Here is a 15955-nt window from a genome sequence, read left to right as displayed (position 1 = left end):
TGCCTTTCAAGTTAGATACGTTCGCTTTCATGGGTATTTCCTCGTGTGTTGAGTTTGGGTTTTCAAAATTTTTCAGTTTAAGGTTTGGGATTCGTTGCCCCCTCTTCAGTGGCGCGGTCACCCGGTTAAAGAGCTGTGCCTGTTGGCCTTGTGTTGCTCTATGACAGGGTTATTGCAGAGCGCGTACCAACCTTGCCAACTTTTAGAATTATTTTTATAAGTTGTTATAAATCATTTGGTTATGGATGATCACAGCGTGCCTACAGCCGACTGAGGGCCCCTGGCGTACTGGCACGACAAGGCCAGAATTCGCATTTTGCAAATACTCCTCCAAAATCAATTCGCATTTTGCGAATCGATCCATAAAAAGCTGGCACAAAAAGGCTGATCGCTACTTCGAGGGAACACCGAGGGCGTTAACATTCGCTATGTAGCGCTCGCCCGCGAGCAACCTCTACCCGCTGGGAAAGGGTGTAGAGCCCCTAAATTAAAGCCTGCCTACACATGGATTTACGAAGAGCCATAAAAGAAGAACCATAAAAAAAGGGGGCTTCCTGAGAAGCCCCCTTTCACTGGGAAGGAAAAGTTCGGTTTACCTCAGGTCAAACCGATCCAGGGTCATTACTTTGACCCAGGCATCGACAAAGTCCTGCACAAAGCGCTTGCCTGAACCATTCATCGCGTAGACCTCAGCCACCGCCCGAAGCTCCGAGTTGGAACCAAAGATCAAATCCACTGGCGTCGCTGTCCATTGCAGCTCACCGGTTTTGCGGTTGCGTCCTTCATAGATACCCTTTTGCTGCTTCGCCTTGCTCCACTGGGTATCCAGCGATAGCAAATTGACAAAGAAGTCGTTGCTCAGGGTGCCCGGACGTTTGGTGAAGACACCGTGTTGGGCGCCGCCACTGTTGGCATTCAGCGCGCGCAGCCCCCCCACCAGGACAGTCATTTCCGGCACAGTCAGCTCCAGCAGGCTGGCGCGATCCACCAAAGCCTCGGTAGGCGTGTAGCGGCTTTCTCGGGTGTAGTAGTTACGAAAGCCGTCAGCCTTGGGCTCCAGCACCGCAAAGGAGGCCACATCCGTCTGCGCCTGCGTCGCATCCGCACGACCCGGTGTGAATGGCACCACAATGTCGTGACCGGCGTCTTTCGCCGCCTTTTCTATCGCAGCGGCGCCACCCAGAACTATCATGTCAGCCAGCGACACTTTTGTATTAAACCACTGGGATTCATTGAAGTCCTTGCGGATGGACTGCAGCGTAGACAGTACCTTCGCCACTTCAGCCGGGTTGTTAACAGCCCAGTTTTTCTGCGGCTCCAGCGCCAACCGCGCACCGTTGGCACCACCACGCATATCGGTTCCTCGATAAGTTGCCGCCGACGCCCAAGCGGTGCGCACCAGTTCGGGCACGGTCAACCCGGAATCCAGAATCTTGGACTTGAGCTTTTTGATATCGCCGGAGCCAATCAGCTTGTGGTCCGCGCTCGGTATCGGATCCTGCCAGAGCAAATCTTCGGCCGGCAGATCACCCGCAATATAGCGGGCCTTGGGGCCCATATCGCGATGGGTCAATTTGAACCAAGCGCGAGCAAAGGCTTTTTCAAACTCCTCCGGATTCTCCCGGAAGCGTTTCGACACTTCGCGGTAGGCGGGATCCATTTTCAGCGACAAATCCGTGGTGAACATAATGGGCGCATGGCGTTTGCCTTCCACATGGGCATCCGGCACCAGATTGGCCGCCTGACCATTCTTCGGCACCCATTGGATGGCGCCCGCCGGGCTGCGAGTCTGCTCCCATTCAAAGTTGAACAGGTTATCCAGGTACTGCGTGGTCCACTGTGTGGGGCTCACCGTCCAGGCGCCCTCCAGGCCACTGGTAATGGTATCTTCCGCATTGCCTTTGCCACACGTGTTCTTCCAGCCAATCCCCTGTTGTTCAATAGGTGCGGCGGCCGGGTCCGCGCCGACACACTCCTCGGGTTTGTGGGCACCATGCGCTTTACCAAAGGTGTGCCCGCCGGCGATCAAGGCGACGGTTTCTTCGTCATTCATCGCCATACGACCAAAGGTTTCTCGAATATCTTTGGCTGCGGCTAGAGGATCTGGTTTGCCATTGGGGCCCTCGGGGTTCACATAGATCAAACCCATCTGCACAGCCGCCAGTGGCTTTTCCAGTTTGCGGTCGCCGTGGTAGCGCTTGTCACCCGCCAGCCACTTCTTCTCGGCACCCCAGTACACGTGATCCGGCTCCCAGTCGTCTTCGCGACCGCCCGCAAAGCCGTAGGTTTTAAAGCCCATGGATTCCAAGGCAACGTTGCCGGTCAGCACCATTAGATCGGCCCAAGAAATCTGGTTGCCATATTTCTGCTTGATCGGCCACAGTAGACGGCGGGCGCGATCGAGATTGACGTTGTCGGGCCAACTGTTCAGCGGCTCAAAGCGTTGCTGGCCACCACCGGCACCGCCGCGCCCGTCAAATACACGGTAGGTGCCGGCACTGTGCCAGGCCATGCGGATAAAGAAGGGACCATAGTGGCCGTAGTCCGCGGGCCACCAATCCTGAGAATCGGTCATTAGCGCCTCAAGGTCTTTCTTAAGGGCAGCCAGATCCAGTTTCTTGAATTCTTCTGCGTAATTGAAATCCTCACCCAGCGGATTGGATTGCGCATCGTGCTGTCGCAGGGGCTGCAAATCGAGCTTATCCGGCCACCAGAACTCGTTGGTGGGGCCGCCCTTGCCAGCGGCCGCCGGCATAGACAGCGACAAAGCGATGGCCAGCGCTGTCAATGAGGGTATCGCGGGCTTGATCATGGTTGTTCTCCTTATGGTGACAAGATCCACTTCTACGGGCATTCCGAAGCAATGGATGGGGTGGGCCGTGACACGCACGGGGGTGCGACGGCAGGCCGTATACGTCTTATTAGTTATAGACCCAATTCACCCATAGGGAAAATAGTATTTATTGAACGATATGATAGCTTTTTTCGATCGTAAATCATGCGACCGAAAACGAGCCCAAACAGCCCCGCGATGCACTCAAACACAAGCTAGAGTTGGTCGCGTTTTACGATTTTAAGACGCGGCGGCTGAGCCCCTTCGGCCAGCTGATAGCGAATCGATAGCAATCCATGGTTGTAACCGTTGGTATCGAGCCAGTTTGCGTTCGCCAATGCTTCGCGAGAGACAATCACCCGATAGCGACCATCTTCGTCGAGTTCAATATCTCTATTATTAAGGCTGGTGTGCGGAGCCGCCTGGTAATCCAGCGACTGCATCCAGCGGTTCTGTATAGAGATTGACCAGTAGTCCACCTCCGGCGCCACGCCCTCAACCACCATCGCTTCATCGTCGTTAAGGCTAAACCACGTGCCAAAATAGGTATTGTCGTGGGTGGGATAAAATACGCCGCCAAAGGACTGGTTATAAGAGGTTGGCGGCTCAAAGCTGTTGGGCGAAGCCTGCAGCATGGCCATCAGTGCGATATTGCCATTGAGGGTTTCATTAAAAAAAGTCGTGGCTGCATGCAGACGCTTGGCCAGCGGCAAGGGCTCTCTGCCCACTGCACTCAGGTTGCGAATGGCCAAACGGGCAAGCCGAGCCCTATCTCGTCGATGGTAGTACTGCCGCACCATCAGCATATGAATATCATCGTCCAGCTGCAGCCAATCGCCGCGGTAATCTGTGGGGCGCTCGGTGCTCAACAACACTCGAAAATTGCCCTTGGCATCAACTGTCAGGGATTGGGTGGACAGATTGCCCGCCGGCCGATTCCAGCCATTGGCGGCGGTGCCGTAGAGCATAAACCCCAGGTAGGCAGCATCACCTCGATTGCCCGTCACTTCATACTGATAACGGGCATCAATTTCAGCGGTGTGGTAAACCGCATCAGGGCTGTCGCCCAGAAACTTGCGGTAGTCCGCCATCCAGTCGGTAAAGCCAGGATAGGCCGGATCGCCCTTGGCCACTTTCATTTCCAACGCCGCCGACGATAATTGCGCGAGATACGCCAACCCCGCCTCGCGTTCGCGGGTATCCGGCGCTATCGCCATAACCCGAGCCGCAGCGGCCTCCAGACTGACCATATGCTGCTGCCATGCCTGTGCAGCGGGCTCGCTCTGCGCCCATGCCGCTGGCGGCGCTTCCACTGTCACGCTACCGTGAGTGAGACCATAAAAATAGCTTGCTGCCAGCAGCAACAAAACAACCAACCCACCGAAAAGTCGCGCCATGTCATTCTCACCTTCCGTGTTAGATTAACTGACTATAGCGGTGCGAACACGGACGGCGGATTACCGTTGATTCAGACACCGTGGGCCGCTACCTTCCCTACCTTAGCTCCACTACGTTAGCGTCCTGCAATAGCTTCCGTGCAGCAGGTTTACTTAATAACGATAACAGGCAAGGCAAACTGGATGACAATACTGAATACACCGCTAACCCTGCCCTGCGGTGCCATACTGCCCAACCGCTTACTTAAATCCGCGATGACCGAAGGGCTCGCCGATGCACACGACCGGGCCACCGAACAACACAACACCCTCTATCGCTGCTGGAGTAGAGGCGGCACAGGCACCTTGGTCACGGGCAACGTTATGGTAGACCGACGCTTTCTGGAGCGTCCGGGCAACGTGGTGATTGATAACAACGGCGGGCTGGACGCACTGCGCAACTGGGCAAAAGCTGGCACCGAGGCCGGCAATCATTTGTGGATGCAGATAAACCACCCCGGCCGACAATGCCAGAAACTGGTGGCCGCTCGGCCACTGGCCCCATCCGAGGTAAAACTTAAACTCGCCGGGTTGTTTGGCCAGCCGCGCGCCATGACAGCGGACGATATCGACAACACGCTCAGCCGCTATGCCCACGTCGCGGGCGTCGCAAAGCAGACCGGATTTACCGGGGTTCAAATTCACGCTGCCCACGGCTACCTCATCAGTCAATTCCTCTCGCCCATTGCCAACCGGCGCAGTGATGCCTGGGGCGGTAACCTGGAAAATCGCGCCCGTTTTTTACTGGAGGCGGTACGGCGCACCCGCGACGTCGTGGGCACGGATTTCCCGATCTCGGTAAAACTGAATAGCGCGGATTTTTCCCAAGGCGGCTTTTCGCTGGATGAAAGCACACAGGTCGCCCGCTGGCTCGAACAGGCTGGCATCGACTTGTTGGAAATTTCTGGCGGCACCTATGAGCAACTGGCATTGATGGGCGATACACCCGCCGCATCGGCGTCCCAAGCTAGAGAAGCCTACTTTCTCAGTTATGCCAAGGAGATTCGCAGTGCCACCTCGCTGCCATTGGCGGTAACCGGTGGCTTTCGCAGCAGCAATACGATGCACGCGGCACTGGCAGACAACGCGCTTGATGTAATTGGACTGGGGCGCCCGCTGTGCACACAACCCAATGTGCACGAACTGCTCAACGGCGAAGACGTTACTTTCACACCTTGGGAAAAACGCTTGCGCTTGGGGCCGGGCTGGCTCGGTCCCACCAGTTCAAACCGACAAATCCGGGCGCTGAACTTCGGCGCCGCAACCCAGTGGTATTACCGCCATATTGTGGATCTGGCCAACCATCGCCAGCCGGATACCAGCGATAAAAACCTGCTGCGAATATTTGCGCGGCACCGCCGCGCGGAAATGGCATTCGTAAAAAACCGCGCCTTTAACGTTTGAACGCGGGGGTACGGCGACCCCCTTAGCCGCCGATATCCCAGCGCACACTTAACAGGTAAGTGGTGTGATTCGGATACGGCGTCATAGTGTAGTTCCCGGGCAATAACGGCTGATCTAGAATCAGCAGCGCGTCTTTTTCCTGCGTCAGGTTTTTGGCGTGCAGCGACACTGACCAACCCTGGGTTTCCGATCTAAGGCCTAAACCGGCATCAACCCGGGTGACCCCGGGCTGCCAGGTATTGGGGTCAATATCCGAATCGAGATAGCGGCCGTTGTCATAACTGATATTCAGGCGGACGCTGGCACGCAATTCGTCAATACCGAACAACCCGAACTCATAACGCGGCGACAATGTCGCATTCCATTGGGAGGCATAAGGCAGGGGCTTACCCGCCAGATCCTGCCCATCATCCTGACCCGACGTGAACACGGGCGGCCCATCGGGAAAGTTCTCATACGTCGCGTCCAGATAGCCGACACTGCCCGACAGGCTCAGCCCCTGCAACGGTGGCAACCAGAAGAAATCCAGCTCGGCGCCACGACTCACGGATTCCGGAGCGTTGTCTGTTACCAGTGTCACTCCATTAAAAGTACGAATCTGCAGGTCTTCCACCTCGGAATCAAAAATCGCCGCATTCAGTACCAGCGAACCCTGCAACAGGCGCGACTTGAAGCCCACCTCGTAGGTGACTGCCGATTCCGCCGCATATTCCAAGTTGTTCGGGTTGAGCGGCGCAAAGTCAAAGCCACCAGCCTTAAAGCCTTTCACTGCATTGGCATATAGATTGATGTCTGGAACCACTTCATAGTTGATAGCCACTTTCGGCGACACGTTGGTTTCCTTGCGCTCCAGATCGGCGTTGCTGAAAGATTCCTGCTGCAGCGACCCGGCCGACAGGCTATTGCCTTCTGCCACCGCAGAAAATGAAGCGCCAGTGGATTCATCTTCACCATAGCGCAACCCCAGCGTTAGATTCAGCCTTTCGGTCAGCCCCCAGTTAAGCTGGGAAAACAGTGCATAGGAGGTGGTTTGTGCCGAGGTACCGGCGATAAACCGCTCGCGCTCGCCGGCGATTATCAGCCCCGTGGTATCAACCGGCAGACCAAACAGAACCGGATCAAAGGGCGCCTGCTGATTCTGCACAATGGCGCCCGCCCGGCCAAAGGCCACCAGGCCGTTCAGGTCCACATCGATATCCTGAAACACATTCACCTTGGAGCGCTGACCAAACAGTCCAATCACAAAATCCACGCCATCACCCAGCCCGAACATGGAAGGGGCACTGGCATCAAAGCGAAATTCGATCGACCGCTGGGAGTAGGGGTTGCCGCGCGGCGGGCCATTGAACACCACCAGATTGACCGGCGAGTAATCCACATCCAGCGCATAGGGTGTTTTCACCTGCGACCAGGCCAGTATCGTGGTGAGCTGGGTGGCATCGAGCCCAAAGAAGGCCGGTGTTTGCCAGATGGTCTGGATCGAAGCGGCATCTGTTTCACGGTCCGACAAGGTCAGGCCGTCGGTGGATGTATTCTGATCGTAGGGGTCAGCTTCAGTCTCGGGATCATATTCACGAAACACCCGCAGACTGCGTTCACTGGCAATATACAGGGATTGGGTATAACCCTTGGTGCGTGATCGGGCTCGCAACAGGTTGAGCTTGGTGGCCAAGGTGTCGGAGATATCCCAGTGCAGCTTGGCTCTCAGCCCCTCATCGCGCTGGGTTTGTTGCTCATTGCGGGTGCTGTTGTATTCCAGCGTATCGCCATTACTGTAGCGGTAGGCGAGACGGCCCAGCACGGTGTCGCCCAGCAATGGCCCGGAAATAGCCAGCTCAACGGCATCGTTAGTAATATCTTCCTTACGCGAGTAACTGACGTAGGCTTCGGGCTCAACCGTAGGCGCCGCCGTGTGAAAGTTGAATACCCCACCCAATGTGTTCTTCCCAAACAGCGTGCCCTGAGACCCGCGCAGTACCTCCAGTCGTTCGAGATCAAACACCGCATCCTGAGTAAACGTAGAACGACCGAACGGCACGTCATCAATAACCAGGCCAATGGAAGGCTCAAAGCCGATCCCCAGCGGTGGCGTACCAAAACCGCGAATGGTTACCGTGGTATAAAGCGCCAGCGATGCATCGAAATTCACATTAGGGATATAGCGGGTAATTTCGCCTACATCACTAATTCCCGATTCGCGCACAAAGTCGCCACCAATCACCGAGATCGATAGCGGTACATCCTGGGCACTTTCCACCCGCTTGTTGGCGGTAACCAGCACCTCTTCAATAACGCGGGGTTCCGCCTCGCTGGCGGCAGAAAATGGCAAGACAGCCGCTAAAACGGCGCACAGGAGAGCAGGTGATTGTTTATTGATCAACACTAAAGCCTCGTCTGATTGTATTTATGGTGAGGTCTAAGCTATTGAATATAGCACTGGTAAAGAAACGGTTCGAATCTCATGACGGGCAATCTGCCGCCAGCAGATAATTGTTGGCATCCGCAGCCTTACCGCCAGCGGCCTGATCCGGCCAGCGTGAGTATATTTTTTGTCGTCATATTGCCACTTCACCGGATGAATACTTCAGCGCATTGCGCGCTGCTATTTTCCCTAATCAGCGTAACCGCAGACTCTGCCGGATTTCTTGCTATTTGAGTAAGGCGCCCCCTGCAATTTTGCACAACTAGCGACCGCACTTCTGCGCAGTCTTTGACGCACACAGCTGCCACAGGTGCTAGGCTAGAGGATTGTTTGCTTTGAGGATTTAGGGAATGACCAACGACACACCAAAAACCGGCCTGCAACTGCGCTCACTGGTAACCGACGACGGATACCTGAAACTGCTGCTCAAAGAAGCACCCATACCCGAGCCGGGCGAGGACGAGGTGGTCGTGCGCATCGAAGCCACTCCGATTAATCCGTCCGATCAGGCCACCCTGATTTCGCCAGCTGATGTGAGCACCGGGGAAACCACCGGCAGCGGCGCAGCCACTGAGTATCGTGCCAAACTGCGTCCCGGCCTTGAAAGCCGAGTAAAACCGCGTATTGGCAAACCGCTGGCCGCCGGTAACGAAGGCGCCGGCACCGTAGTCAAAGCCGGCTCTGGCAAGGCCGCCCAAGCCCTGCTGGGTAAAACCGTAGCCGTCATGGATGGCGCGCTCTACTGCCAGTATCGCAAGGTCAACGTCATGCAGTGTCTGCCGCTGAACGAAGGCACCAGCGCACGCGAAGGCGCGTCCAGTTTCGTGAACCCCCTAACAGCACTCGGCATGGTGGAAACCATGCGCCGAGAAGGTTTCAAGGCGATCATCCACACGGCGGCCGCTTCCAACCTGGGGCAGATGCTAAACCGTCTCTGCCTGAAAGACGGCGTCGAGCTGATCAATATTGTGCGCAAACCCGAGCAGGCTGAGCTACTCAAAAGCCAGGGCGCCAAATATGTGTGCAACTCCAGCGACGCAGATTTTTCGCAGCAGCTCACTGCCGCCATTGAAGCCACTGGCGCCTACGTGGCGTTTGACGCGACCGGCGGTGGCGAGCTCGGCAGCCGCATTCTCACCTGCATGGAAAAAGCGGCTCTGAAAGACACGGAGCTGCCCGGCCCCTATGGTTCGAACACCTTTAAACAGCTCTATATCTACGGCAGCCTTGACCTGTCGCCTACGGTAATCAGCCGGAACTTCGGTTTCAGCTGGGGCATCAATGCATGGCTGCTGACACCTTTCCTACAAAAAGTAGGGCCAGAGCGCACGCTCGAATTACAAAAGCGGGTAGCCGACGAGCTGACCACCACCTTTGCCAGCCACTATAGCGACGAGATTTCGCTGACCGACGCTCTCAAAGCAGACATCGTCGCCGGTTACAGTCAGCAGGCAACGGGCAAAAAATACCTGATCAACCCGTCGCTGTAGCTCCAAAATCGCCGCTATGTCGTACAGTCCCTTAAGCCAATGCAAACTTGAGGTGTCTGTGCGACATTTTTTCTTCCTTGCCGTCTGTTTAGCCCTCCTGGGCTGCTCGGCTGGCACGCCCAAACCGCCCCTTCCAACCCCACCGAACGTGGATCTGCCGCGCTTCATGGGCGCCTGGTATGTTCTGGGTTTTATTCCCCTGCCACCGGAACGCGACGCGGTAAACGGCATAGAACATTACAGCCTCGACGAGGACGGCCGCATCGTCACCGTCTACCGTTTCCGCAAAGGCAGCCCCGACGGGCCGCTGAAGACCTTTCGCCCCAGCGCCAGCGTGGTACCGGGTACTGGAAACAGTGAGTGGAAAATGCAGTTTCTCTGGCCCTTCAAAGCCGACTACCGCATAGCCTACGTGGATGCCGATTATTCGCTGACCATCATTGCCCGCCAGGCACGCGACTATGTGTGGCTGATGGCTCGCCAACCAACCATTGACGACAATCAATGGCAGGCCATGCTGCAGCGCATTGCCGCAATGGGCTATTCGCTGGACGACTTTGTCCGCCAGCCCCAGCGGTGGCCCGAAACTCAACCGCGGCCAGCGCGCTAAGCCGTTAACAGATTGACCACAGCCTTCGAACGTGGGAGCGTTAAACCACTATGACTGTGGAACAGGGCTATGCACTGGCGGCTGACGCACTTCTGCTGATTCACACCCTCGTGGTGCTGTTTATCAGCGGTGGCGTTATTGCACTCGTGCTTGGCGCTATCTGGCGCTGGCCGTGGCTGCGCAACCCTTGGTTCCGCTATCTGCATCTGCTCGCCATCGGCGTAGTGGCGGCTCAGGCCTGGCTCGGCATGCTGTGTCCACTGACGCACTGGGAAATCGCACTGCGGGATCAAGCGGGCGAGGCAGTCTACGCCGGCAGTTTCGTTGGTCACTGGCTGGAATCCCTGTTGTATTATCGCGCGCCGCCATGGGTATTTATCGCGCTGTACACTCTGGTTGGCGGCGTCACCCTGGCCAGCTGGCGGTGGCTACCGCCTCGACCATTTAATGCTAATACTTCTGATAAAGAGCACACCTAATGACTCTGAACCTGCCGCCAAACCGACTGCAAGCAGCCGCGTTGATTTTTGTTTTTTTATGGTTCTTCGCCGGCGGTCTCGGCCATTTCTTTGCCGCCGATTTTTTCGCCAACATCATGCCGGACTATCTGCCCTGGCATTATCCGGCCGTGTATATCAGCGGTGTTTTTGAGCTGCTCGGTGCCTTCGGCCTGCTCATCCCACGCTATCGCCGCTGGGCGGGCAACGGCCTGTTTGTGCTCACACTGGTGGTAACGCCGGTAAACGTTCATATGTGGCTCAACCCGCAGCTGTTTCCCGATACGTCTGAGGCCTTCCTCAGTATCCGGCTGCTGGTCCAGGTCTTTCTTCTTTATTGCATCTGGTGGTCTACCCGAGAGCCCAAAGCTATATAAAAAGAGCGGTACGAAGGCAAAACAAGGTTACGCAATTGTCACCCATCCCTGCGCCAGCACATCTACTATAGGTTTGCATAAAAACGATTCGGGCAATGCAGCCCGAGCAGCGCAGGAGTACCACGATGCCTTTTCGTTATCGTCGCACGGACAAGAACCTTCTGACACTCAGCCTGCTTGCCGCCTTTGCGACAACAGACGCCATCGCCGCCAGCGGCGTGCTCGAAGAAGTGCTGGTGACCGCCCGCAAACGCAGCGAAAGCATGCAGGATATCCCCATCGCCGTGAGTGCCATCAGCGGTGAAGACCTGCGCGAACGCGGCATTGCCAACACTCAGGAACTGACCAAAAGCGTGCCCAGCCTCGAAATCCGAAAGGGGCAGGCCAACCAAATCTATATTCGCGGCATCGGCGAACGCACTGGCTTTGCTCGCGTTGATCCGACGGTTGGCGTCTATCTGGACGATCTCTTCCTGCCACGCTCCGATGGCCAGTTGCTCGACACCGTAGACATCGCCAGCATTCAGGTTTTACGTGGCCCACAGGGCACCCTGTTTGGCAAAAATACCACCGGCGGCGCCATGGTTGTCAGCCTGCGCAAGCCCGATGACAGCGACGAGGCCTATGTGGAAATGGGGCTGGGAAGCTACCGGCATCGACGCTTCAAGGCAGGTATCAACATTCCCGTCAGTGACACCTTTTTTACCCGCACCGCTGTACACATCACCAAGGACGAGGGCTACTTCGAAAATATTTCCCAAGGCAATCGCGGCAACCCGAGCAATGACCGACAGGCGCTACTGTTTCAGACGCGCTGGGAACCCTCCGCAAGTTTCAGCCTCGACACCCAGACCTTTCTCGGCAAGATTCGCGAGAATCTAGCGGGCATAAACTGCCAGATACCTACCAAGGATTCGCTCTACTATCAGGGGCTTTGGGTAGTTCACCCCGGCGATACCGACCCGGCCAATCTCACTGCCTTTGAAGAGAACTGCAAAGCCAATTCCCGCGAACGACTGGGCGACCTGAAGGCAGATCAGGGGCCCAATCCGCGCCTCGACAAGGATCTGGATACCGCCTTGCTCGCCGCGACCGCCAGCTGGGAGCTGTCGGAAACCCTGCAGCTAAAAACCGTACTTGGTCTGCGCAGTGAAACCGAAGGGCCGATACAGGCCAGCGACCCCGACGGTGGCCCGGCGCTGTGGAGCAGCTATATCAACACCGACGACAGCGACCGAAGCTCCTATAGCCTGGAATTTCAGCTCAACGGCAGCAATGCCGATCAATCGCTGCGCTATACCCTTGGCGCCTTTGCCATGCGCGAAACCAACAGCGAGAACTTTACCGTATCCAATGTGTTCCGCGGCCTCGACAGCCAGACCCTGGGCGAATTAGCCGCCGGAACACCCCCCACTCGGCCAGCACCCGGCGGTACAGTTCCGCTGATCGGCTTTATCGGCTCACCGCTGGTGATTTCGGATTTTGAACTGGAAAACACCACCACCGCCCTGTTTGCCCAGGTGTCCTACGATCTGACATCCCAGATTGAGCTGACGCTCGGATACCGCTACACCAATGAACAGCGCCACTCAAAGCTGGCCACCACCGAAGCCGACATGGAAGCCATCGCTAATCGAATGACCGGCACAGGCTTGTTTGGCGCACCCAATAATGTCGGCGTATTTGGTCCTGGCGCGGCAGATTTCTTCCCCTATTTGGGGCCGCTGCGCTGGCTGGATGACCCCGTCAGCATAGCTGCTGCCCTGTTCCCGGATGCCGACGGCGACGCCCTACTGGATTACCCCATCAACCACGACAGCCGCCGCTTTGATGAACGCGATGAAAGCTTCAGCCAGAGCACACCTATGGTCTCCCTGTCCTATCACTTACCGGAGGCCTGGCTGAATGACAGCTTTGTAGACAGCACCATGCTGTACGCTACCTGGAGCCGCGGCTTTAAATCGGGATTCTTTGAGCCGCGCGGTGTCGATGGGCTGCAGCGGGTAGAACCGGAGGTCGTGACCAACCACGAAATCGGTTTTAAACTCGATGCCTTTGACCGCAGCGTGCGTCTCAATGGCGCCGTCTACTTTATGGACTACACCGACCAGCAGCTCATTGCCGTGGGCGCGGATTCAGCCCAGAATGTGGTGGTAGTGTTTGGCAATGCCGGTGAATCTGAAATTAGCGGTGTGGAAATGGAGCTGCTGTGGCTGCCCAGCCCGGAGCTGCAGATCAACGCCAGCTTCAGTGCCAATGAGTATCGTTATACCGAATACACCGAGCTCGATCTGGCGGCTGCACTGTCTGGCCGTGAAGTCTATGTAGATCGAACACATGAAACCTTCCCGGTATCACCGGAAAAATCAGCGGCCATCGGCGCCCAATACCAGTGGAGCACCGGCTTCGGCTTACTCACCGCGCGGCTGGACGCTAGCTACAAGAGCGATATTTTCTACGGTTTTGACCCCGGCTCCTACCGTGCCTTTGAGCAATCCACAGAACTGGCCGGACAGCCCGCCTTTACCCTGCTCGATGCGCGCTTCACCTGGATGAACCCCGACGGTGATCTTACGGTGTCGTTGTGGGCCAAAAACCTCGCCGATAAGCGCTACCGTATTGGTGTTGTCGCGGTGGCCGATTCATCGGGCACCTTTAACGAAAGCTGGGGGGAGCCACGCATGCTGGGGATTGATGTGAGGCGACAGTTTTAAGGCGCGCCCCGGCAGTTAGGCTGCCCCTATCTTTTGGTCTACAATGACTCATCAGCGCTTATTCTCAACAGCCTAACCACAAGGTAAGCCTTTGAGTTTATTGTTTCTTCTTGAAAGTTATCCGGAGCGCGGCGGCAAGCCCCGTCGCATAGAGCTGTTGGAATTCCCTGCGGTTGTCGGACGCCTGCCGGGCTGTGCTGTGGTATTGAACAGTTCCCAGGCCTCTCGAAAACACGCACAGTTTGAGCAGCACGGAGACGACATTGTGCTGCTGGATCTTGGCAGCACCAACGGTACGTTTGTAAATCGTGAGCGTATACAACACCCGACGCTGATTCAAAACGGCGACGTGCTGCATTTCGCCAGCCAGGAATTTCTCGCGCTCACCGCAGAAGAAGCCGAAGAGGACTTCGGCAGCCAGACCATGGTCGGCGACACCACCCTGCCCAATCATTTTCCCACCCAGATACGCGAATTCACAGAAATGCTTCAGGCGGGGTTGGTCTGTGGGTTTCAGCAGGTAATTATTCGCACGACAGGCGAAACCTATGGCCATGAACTGCTTGGCCGAGGCACTCACCCCGCAATAGGCAGCAGCCCCTATGAAATGTTTGAGCTCGCCCAAGCATTGGATTTGGAGATTGAACTAAGCGAGCTCTTGCGCCAGAAAGGCTTCGCAGAAGCAGAAGCAGCCGGCGCATCCACCCCGCTGTTCTTTAATTCACATCCCAAGGAATGTCAGCAACCTGAACGGCTACTGCGAGAGATGGAGCGGCTGCGCAAACTACACCCCACGCTGGATCTGATATTTGAGGTACACGAGACTGCCGTTACCGACCTCACCCTCATGGCAGAAATGAAAAGCGCGCTGAGCGCCATGAATATCCGCCTTGCCTACGACGATTTTGGCTCCGGACAGGCCCGCCTACTTGAGCTTGCCGAGGTACCACCGGATATTCTCAAATTTGATATCAGCCTGGTCGCTGGCTTAACCAGCGCCGACTCACCAAAATACCAGCTGCTGAACTCACTCAACACCATGGTAAAACAAATGGGAATTCAAACCCTCGCTGAAGGAGTTGAGACTGAAGACGTCGCCACATTATGCAAGGAGATCGGCGTCGATTTACTGCAGGGTTTTCACTTCGGCCGGCCAGAGCCCATCACCCACTGATAAACCCGCTGCCAAGCCTTGCACGACCTTATCCATATGACGCCACTGCGCCAACAACATCGCGCGACGCGCCTGAATATCACGCGGAATATCCGCCGCTTTTATACGCCAAAAACACAAGCGTACGCGGCCATCTAGCCAACTGCCATTAAACAGCGCCGCGAACGAGCCCGCCCCTTCAAAACCGGTGTGTGCAAAAAAAAGCAGGTCTTTCTCAGGCGCTCCCTCAATCAACGCCAGCGCGCCTCCCATTCGAGGGGGCAATACAGTCTCCCAGCCAGCGGCGAGCTCACTATCCGATGATTCCAACCTGCTCACAATGCGATCAAGTTTACGCGAGGAAAAACGTGTACCTTCCATATAAATGATCAGCGCGTCGCGCTCGCCAGCGCTGTTGGCCAGAGATTGCAGCGCATCGAGCTCCAATGTCATTTCGTCGGAGGCTCGATCAAGAAAAACATTGGGCAGGCGATTGCCAACAATATCCAGGCACGGATCAAGCAACAGCTCGCGTTTGAGTACATACCGCACCGCAAAGTTGCGTTGGGCTGCATAAAATACCAATGGCAGCACGGTGTCACCAATACTGGTGTGACGCGGCAATACGATGGCGGCCGGTCCATCGAGCGCTGCCATCTCATCTGCCTCGAAGTGCAATCGAAACAACCTTTCTGCAGCGCCCTTCAGAGTACTTGCCCACCAGGTCTGCAAGCGTCGATTGGCCGCAAGATATTCGTCGTGGGAAAGAAAAGGGCGCTGAAGCCAGATTGCTCCTGCGGCCAGCACCCCCAGACATTCACACACCGCGAACACTGTAATGAAACAAAGGCAGCGGGTGGCGGACTGCCAGCCGGAAACCAGCAGCCCAACAAGCAGACTAAGCGGCAACCAGACCGGAAGGCTCACCAGTAGCAGCAACGAAACTAGCCCCACCAATGATATGGAGAAGAAACGCCGCAATAGAGTGTGTTTCAACAAAAAATGCACGGTTTACTGTC

Annotated in this window: 11 protein-coding genes; 7 read left to right on the top strand and 4 right to left on the bottom strand. The window is 56.3% G+C overall.

Annotated elements, in window-relative coordinates; translation table 11 throughout:
• Positions 1-592 precede the first annotated feature (592 nt).
• Complete coding sequence (katG, locus tag AC222A_RS10660; RefSeq protein ID WP_486774951.1) at positions 593-2812, bottom strand: catalase/peroxidase HPI; 2220 nt, start codon at positions 2810-2812, stop codon at positions 593-595.
• A gap of 236 nt (positions 2813-3048) precedes the next feature.
• Positions 3049-4230: a DUF1214 domain-containing protein gene (locus tag AC222A_RS10655; protein WP_486774950.1), complete on the bottom strand. Its 1182-nt coding sequence runs from the start codon at positions 4228-4230 to the stop codon at positions 3049-3051.
• 183 nt (positions 4231-4413) lie between these two features.
• Here AC222A_RS10655 and AC222A_RS10650 point away from each other — a divergent pair, with 183 nt between their 5' ends.
• Positions 4414-5673 carry an NADH:flavin oxidoreductase/NADH oxidase family protein gene (locus tag AC222A_RS10650; RefSeq protein ID WP_486774949.1) on the top strand — a complete coding sequence of 420 codons (1260 nt, stop codon included), beginning with the start codon at positions 4414-4416 and terminating at the stop codon, positions 5671-5673.
• Between the two features lie 22 nt (positions 5674-5695).
• Here AC222A_RS10650 and AC222A_RS10645 read toward each other — a convergent pair whose 3' ends face one another.
• Positions 5696-8002 carry a TonB-dependent receptor gene (locus AC222A_RS10645; protein WP_372764771.1) on the bottom strand — a complete coding sequence of 769 codons (2307 nt, stop codon included), beginning with the start codon at positions 8000-8002 and terminating at the stop codon, positions 5696-5698.
• Between the two features lie 443 nt (positions 8003-8445).
• On the opposite strand from AC222A_RS10645, the gene AC222A_RS10640 reads away from it, so the two are divergent.
• From AC222A_RS10640 to AC222A_RS10615, 6 genes are all read left to right on the top strand, one after another.
• Positions 8446-9585, top strand: a complete 1140-nt coding sequence (locus tag AC222A_RS10640) for a zinc-binding dehydrogenase (protein WP_486774948.1) — start codon at positions 8446-8448, stop codon at positions 9583-9585.
• A gap of 52 nt (positions 9586-9637) precedes the next feature.
• Entirely contained in the window at positions 9638-10195 is a 558-nt protein-coding gene (locus tag AC222A_RS10635) for a lipocalin family protein (RefSeq protein ID WP_372749461.1), read from the top strand.
• A gap of 50 nt (positions 10196-10245) precedes the next feature.
• Entirely contained in the window at positions 10246-10674 is a 429-nt protein-coding gene (locus tag AC222A_RS10630) for a DUF2784 domain-containing protein (protein ID WP_372749460.1), read from the top strand.
• On the top strand, positions 10674-11069 hold the full coding sequence (locus AC222A_RS10625; RefSeq protein ID WP_372758416.1) for a DoxX family protein: 396 nt from the start codon (positions 10674-10676) through the stop codon (positions 11067-11069). Before AC222A_RS10630 ends, AC222A_RS10625 begins: the two co-directional genes overlap by 1 nt.
• A 125-nt stretch (positions 11070-11194) precedes the next feature.
• Positions 11195-13783 carry a TonB-dependent receptor gene (locus AC222A_RS10620; RefSeq protein WP_372758417.1) on the top strand — a complete coding sequence of 863 codons (2589 nt, stop codon included), beginning with the start codon at positions 11195-11197 and terminating at the stop codon, positions 13781-13783.
• A gap of 91 nt (positions 13784-13874) precedes the next feature.
• Complete coding sequence (locus AC222A_RS10615; RefSeq protein ID WP_372749121.1) at positions 13875-14957, top strand: EAL domain-containing protein; 1083 nt, start codon at positions 13875-13877, stop codon at positions 14955-14957.
• Here AC222A_RS10615 and AC222A_RS10610 read toward each other — a convergent pair.
• Positions 14910-15944, bottom strand: a complete 1035-nt coding sequence (locus tag AC222A_RS10610; protein ID WP_372749120.1) for a 1-acyl-sn-glycerol-3-phosphate acyltransferase — start codon at positions 15942-15944, stop codon at positions 14910-14912. The genes AC222A_RS10615 and AC222A_RS10610 overlap by 48 nt on opposite strands.
• Positions 15945-15955 lie beyond the last annotated feature (11 nt).

The sequence above is a fragment of the Litorivivens sp. genome (assembly GCF_057445395.1).
This window is presented reverse-complemented; position numbering and strand designations above follow the sequence as displayed.